Source organism: Aeromicrobium sp. (genome assembly GCF_036675695.1).
GTDB lineage: Bacteria > Actinomycetota > Actinomycetes > Propionibacteriales > Nocardioidaceae > Aeromicrobium.
This window is the reverse complement of sequence record NZ_JAKFEL010000266.1, coordinates 1-5,223: the sequence shown is the minus strand read 5'-3', so window position 1 is coordinate 5,223 and position 5,223 is coordinate 1. Positions and strand designations below refer to the sequence as shown.

Sequence of the window (5,223 nt, the reverse complement as noted above, 5' to 3'; positions counted from 1 at the left end):
GGCGCGCGCCGACGCCGAACTTGAGTCCGGGTGCACCATAGGTGAAGACAGTTTCGGGCTGATCGGGACGGAACGCCATCTCGTGAGACTCCTTGATCGACAGTGCTGAGAATACGGCGTACGTCGCCTCCAGCCTTGCGGTGGGAGGTGTGTTCTAGGCTGGGCGAGCGACTGAAGGGGTCCCATGAGCAGATCAGCAACATTTGCCGCAGTGACGTGCGCTCTTCTTGTCGTGCTCACAGGCTGCGAGTCAGACCCGACCGGCACATCCCCGACCCCGGTCTCGTCGTCCAAGACCACGCAGCCGGCGAATGTCGAGGAGCACGAGGCCGGACCCGACAGTCCCATCACCTACGGGTTCAAGGTGCCCAAGGGTGCGACCCAGCTGGGCCCGTTGGCACGCTTTCGCAGCGCCAAGCTGATCGCCGCCTACAAGCCCGAGCTCGACGCGGCTCTCGCCCAGCGCGAAGCTGAGGACGAAGAGAAGGAAGCCCAAGCTGAGCGCGAAGGCACTCCGCTCCCCTCCAAGGTGCCGCCGATCGATACGCCACCCAGCGATGACACCTTCAAGGCGATCGAAGACCCGCCAAAGCCCGACACGACCATCTCGTTGATGCGAATCGACGGCAAGCCGTCGGATGTCGTACGCCGTATGCTCGCGCAGATCTCGGCAGCTCTTCCCGCCGCAGACGTGACGACCACCGACCTGTCGAAGTACTGCACGTCTACGGACCGCCGAATCACCGGTTGCCAGCTCACGGTCCGCGGCTTGACCGCAGATGAGCGAGACATTCGGGTCACCATGACGGTCGACCCAGGCAACGTCAAAACCCGCACCTCCCCGCCGTCTGCCCAGACCCGACCTGTCATGACGCTGAAAGTCCAGTACGTCGGCGACCCGCGCACCGGCCAGCTCCACCGCGAGTCGAACGATCTCAAAGATGTGCCGGAAGTCCAGTCCGGAGGCGACCTTTCGGGCCTGATCTTCCCGCGCATGGACGAAGACGCTCCCGGCGACACTCCCCTGCTTCGCAAGTGGGTCGCACCTCAGGCTGCGACGATCATCCTCAGCGGCTTCAAACCCGGTTTCGTCATCTTCACGACCGACCGAGCCACCGATGGCGACCAGATCGCCCAGCAGTTCGTGATCGACGCCGGCGTCAAGGGTGAGTTCACCAAGGATGTGTCCGAGGACCTCAATGAGGTCAGCACCACCTACACCGCTACTGCCGCAGACGGTGCGACGGTGCGGGCGACCAACGTGCTCTCGGCGCGTGGCAGCTACACGATGTTGTTTTCGTATCCCGCCGCTAAGAAGAAGTGAACTGACCGAGGTTCTCGACCGCGTAGGTGACGACCGGCAGAACGGGTTGAACGGCTGATCCGACGTCGCCGATCGCAACCCACCTGGCTTCGTCCGTGGTGCCGTCCAGCTCGACCACATGAGGCTCGGTGCCTGGCTCGATCTCGACGACGTACAGCAGGTGTACGCCGTGGTAGTCCTCGTACATGTCGCCGCGGCCGACCTCGACGATGTGTATGTCGTGAACATCCGTCAGCTGCGCTGAGAGTGCCTTGAGACCCGTCTCCTCGTAGAGCTCACGCCGTACTGCGACATTCGGCGACTCGCCGTGATCCACTCCGCCACCCGGAAGTCCCCACCAACCGGTCGGATATCCCACGTCAGATATGCGAGTCAGGAGGATGCGTTCGCCATCAGTGACGACGGCGTACGCGCCAAGTCGCTGTGTACGCGTTGGTTCGGGCACTCTCACTCCTCCAACAGGTGGTCTTCAGCAGCGGCTATTAGAGTCAATCACAATGAACGAGCGCAGCTGGGGGTTCCCCCGCGAGGGAAGTGACGACGTGACCGAATGCAACTGTGAGCACCTCAGCGAGGTGTCCGAGCAGGGGGCGATCATCAGAAGGCATGGGTGTCATGTCGGCACCTCCGCGACGTACGCCGTCGTCAGCGCGGTGACGACATGACTTCTCTCGAACCGCTGCCACTGACGACCGCTCCTCCCAAGGAGCGCGTCGCCTATCTCGACAATGCCCGCTACTGGGTCATGCTGCTGGTCGTCATCGGCCACGTGCTGACGCAGTTCACCGAGATGGACTCCGCGCGAGGCGTATACGTGTGGATCTACTCGTTCCACATGCCGTTCTTCGTGCTGATCTCGGGCTACACCGCACGCAACTACGTCGGCGATGCCCGCCAGGTACGGCGGATCGTGAGCACACTCGTGGTGCCATACCTGATCGTCGAGACCTCGCTCCAGCTGATCACGAGGCACTACGTCGGTGAACCCGATCCCCTGATGATCCTGTCCCCGCAGTGGCTGGCCTGGTTCCTTGCGGCCCTGTTCATCTGGCGCCTGACGACGCCGATCTGGCGAGCTCTGCGCTACCCGATCACGACGTCGATCATCATCTCCCTGGCTGTGGGCCTGATCGAGGTCCCCAACGTGCTCGCCCTGCCCAAGGTGCTCGGATTCCTGCCGTTCTACGTCATCGGCATGCACATGAACCGCCAGGTGTTCGAGCGCCTCAGCGCACGCCCGATCCGCATCGCGTCAGCTGCGCTCCTCGGTGCCGCACTGATTGTTTGCTATGTCTACTCGCGCAATTGGACCCTCGACTGGCTGCTGTGGAAGCAGCGCTACGACGAGAGCCCACTTCGCGCCACGGCCCTGGAAGGCATCACCCAGCGGGCTGAGCTGCTTGTGATCGGCATCGTCCTCACGTTCGCTGCGCTCTCCCTGGTGCCCCGAGGGCGGTCGTGGACCACGAGGTTCGGCGGTCGTACGTTCTACTGCTACCTGTTGCACGGCTATGTCATTCTCTTGCTTGACCTGCAGTTCGACCTGTTCGACAAGATCGACCAGTACGGCGTCAACGCCGTCATCGCGTGCATTCTCGGTGCCTTCGTCCTCGCCAATCTGCTGATGACCAAGCCGGTGTCAGTTGTGTTCCGCCCGATCTTCGAACCCAAGCTCAAGGTGCTTTTCCGAGAAGCGGCGGAGAAGAAGGCCGCCAGTTCGGCCGACAACACGTGATCGGGCGTCGAGTTTCGTATGCCTTGATCGCTCTCACGCTGGCAGGCTGCTCCCCCAGCGTCACCCCAGCCGCGCCGACGACGCCCAGCGCGAGACAGCCGGCACTCGTCGACACGAACTGTGCCGACCTGATCGTGCTCGGAGCCCGCGGATCGGATCAATCGGCCACCAAGCACCACGGCGTCGGCACCGAAGTACTGGCGTCGGTCACCGCGATGGCCGAGCAGCTGCACACGCGCTCGACCAAGACCGTACGAATCGTCGGGATCCCGTACCCGGCCGTCGGCGGACCGAAGTACACAGCGAATGTCTTCACCGGCGTCAGCCGCGCACGACAGCTCCTCACAACTCTCGGCAAGAAGTGCCCGGACAGCCAATTCGGCCTCGTCGGGTTCAGCCAGGGTGCACACATCGTGCACGGTGCCGCCCTTGAGCTGACGCCTGCCCAGGTCCGACGAGTCGTCCTCGTCGCGATGATCTCCGACCCTCGCCGCAATCCCGGCGACCAGATCACTCACTGGTCGTACGACGCTGCAACGCCAGGGCCGGGCAAGCTGGGCGCCGGCACGCCGATCCCGAAAGCACTGCGGTCCAAGGCGATCACGCTCTGCGCACGGGACGATGAGGTCTGCAACTGGCCGCCCGGCGGCTACTCAGGCCAGCTGTCCGAGACCCACCGCCACTTCTACGAGACGCACGCCGCCCAGACGGGTGAGCAGCTCGTCTCTGTTCTCACGAGCAACGGACTATAGGCAAAGAAGAAGGGCCCCACCTCGCGGTGGGGCCCTTCTCGCTTATGACTCAGTTGTCGTACGACGTGAAGTCGAAGTCATCGAGCTGTACGGGCGCGGCGTCAGCGTTGCCGAATCCGTAGTCATAGTCGCCGTAGCCGGTGACGGCATAAGCGGCCTGACGTGCAGCCTCGGTGGGCTCGACCCGGATGTTCTTGTACCGGTCGAGACCAGTACCAGCCGGGATGAGCTTTCCGATGATGATGTTTTCCTTCAGGCCGCGCAGGGCATCCGACTTGCCGTGGATGGCTGCGTCGGTGAGGACGCGGGTCGTCTCCTGGAAGGAGGCGGCCGACAGCCACGACTCGACGGCCAGCGAGGCCTTCGTGATGCCCATCAGCACCGGACGACCGGAGGCGGGGGTACCACCCTCGGCGACGACGCGACGGTTCTCTTCTTCGAACTTGGCGCGGTCGACCAGGTCACCCGGGATCAGGTTGGACGCACCCTGCTCAATGACGGTGACTCTCCGCAACATTTGCCGCACGATGATCTCGATGTGCTTGTCGTGGATGGCCACACCCTGCGAGCGGTAGACCTCCTGGACCTCGTCGACGAGGTGCTCCTGCGCGCGGCGGACACCGAGGATGCGCAGAACTTCCTGCGGATCCGGCGTGCCGTGCGTGAGCTGCTGTCCGACCTCGACGTGATCACCATCGGCGATCAGCAGGCGCGAACGCTTCGTGACGGGGTACTCGAGAACATCCGAGCCGTCGTCAGGAGTGACGACGAGCTTGCGCGTCTTGTCCGAGTCGTCGATCGCAACGCGACCAGCAGACTCGGTGATCGGCGCACGACCCTTGGGCTGGCGTGCCTCGAAGAGCTCCACGACGCGCGGAAGACCGTGCGTGATGTCGTCTCCGGCCACACCACCGGTGTGGAAGGTACGCATCGTCAGCTGCGTGCCGGGCTCACCGATCGACTGGGCCGCGATCGTACCGACGGCCTCACCGATGTCGACGAGCTTGCCGGTCGCGAGCGAACGGCCGTAGCACTTGGCGCATGTTCCGGCCTTGGCCTCACAGGTGAGGACCGTACGGACCTTGATCTCCTCGACACCAGCAGCGATGAGCTGCTCGATCTCGACATCGCCGAGGTCGCTGCCGCTGGGAATGAGCGTCTTGCCCTTGGCGTCGGTGACGTCACCGGCAGCCGTACGCGAGTAGGCCGAGGTCTCGACGTTCTCAGCGGCGACCAGGCGGCCGTCGTCGAGCTTCGTCGCGATGACCTGACGGAGACCGCGCTCGGTGCCACAGTCGTCTTCACGGATGATGACGTCCTGGCTGACGTCGACGAGACGACGCGTCAGGTAACCGGAGTCAGCCGTACGCAGCGCGGTGTCGGCGAGTCCCTTGCGGGCACCGTGGGTCGCG

4 protein-coding genes and 1 pseudogene are annotated in these 5,223 nt (G+C 63.9%); 3 read left to right on the top strand and 2 right to left on the bottom strand.

Annotation, left to right across the window (positions count from 1 at the left end):
* Positions 1-184: 184 nt before the first annotated feature.
* Positions 185-1,324, top strand: a complete 1,140-nt coding sequence (locus V6M39_RS17860; RefSeq protein WP_332645172.1) for a hypothetical protein — start codon at positions 185-187, stop codon at positions 1,322-1,324.
* On the opposite strand, the gene V6M39_RS17855 is transcribed toward V6M39_RS17860, so the two are convergent.
* Positions 1,311-1,769, bottom strand: a complete 459-nt coding sequence (locus tag V6M39_RS17855) for an NUDIX hydrolase (RefSeq protein WP_332645171.1) — start codon at positions 1,767-1,769, stop codon at positions 1,311-1,313. The genes V6M39_RS17860 and V6M39_RS17855 overlap by 14 nt on opposite strands.
* Before the next feature lie 216 nt (positions 1,770-1,985).
* On the opposite strand from V6M39_RS17855, the gene V6M39_RS17850 reads away from it, so the two are divergent.
* Both V6M39_RS17850 and V6M39_RS17845 read left to right on the top strand, forming a co-directional pair.
* Complete coding sequence (locus tag V6M39_RS17850; RefSeq protein ID WP_332645170.1) at positions 1,986-3,059, top strand: acyltransferase family protein; 1,074 nt, start codon at positions 1,986-1,988, stop codon at positions 3,057-3,059.
* A complete protein-coding gene (locus tag V6M39_RS17845) occupies positions 3,056-3,811 on the top strand; it encodes a cutinase family protein (RefSeq protein WP_332645169.1) in 756 nt (251 codons plus the stop codon). The genes V6M39_RS17850 and V6M39_RS17845 overlap by 4 nt, the downstream gene beginning before the upstream one ends.
* A gap of 49 nt (positions 3,812-3,860) precedes the next feature.
* Here V6M39_RS17845 and V6M39_RS17840 read toward each other — a convergent pair.
* Positions 3,861-5,223 (bottom strand): annotated as a pseudogene (locus V6M39_RS17840) (DNA-directed RNA polymerase subunit beta'); the annotation flags it as partial.

Coding starts and splice junctions, on each gene's coding strand:
- V6M39_RS17860 (WP_332645172.1), top strand. CDS start 185: ATGAGCAGATCAGCAACATTTGCCGCAGTGACGTGCGCTCTTCTTGTC.
- V6M39_RS17850 (WP_332645170.1), top strand. CDS start 1,986: ATGACTTCTCTCGAACCGCTGCCACTGACGACCGCTCCTCCCAAGGAG.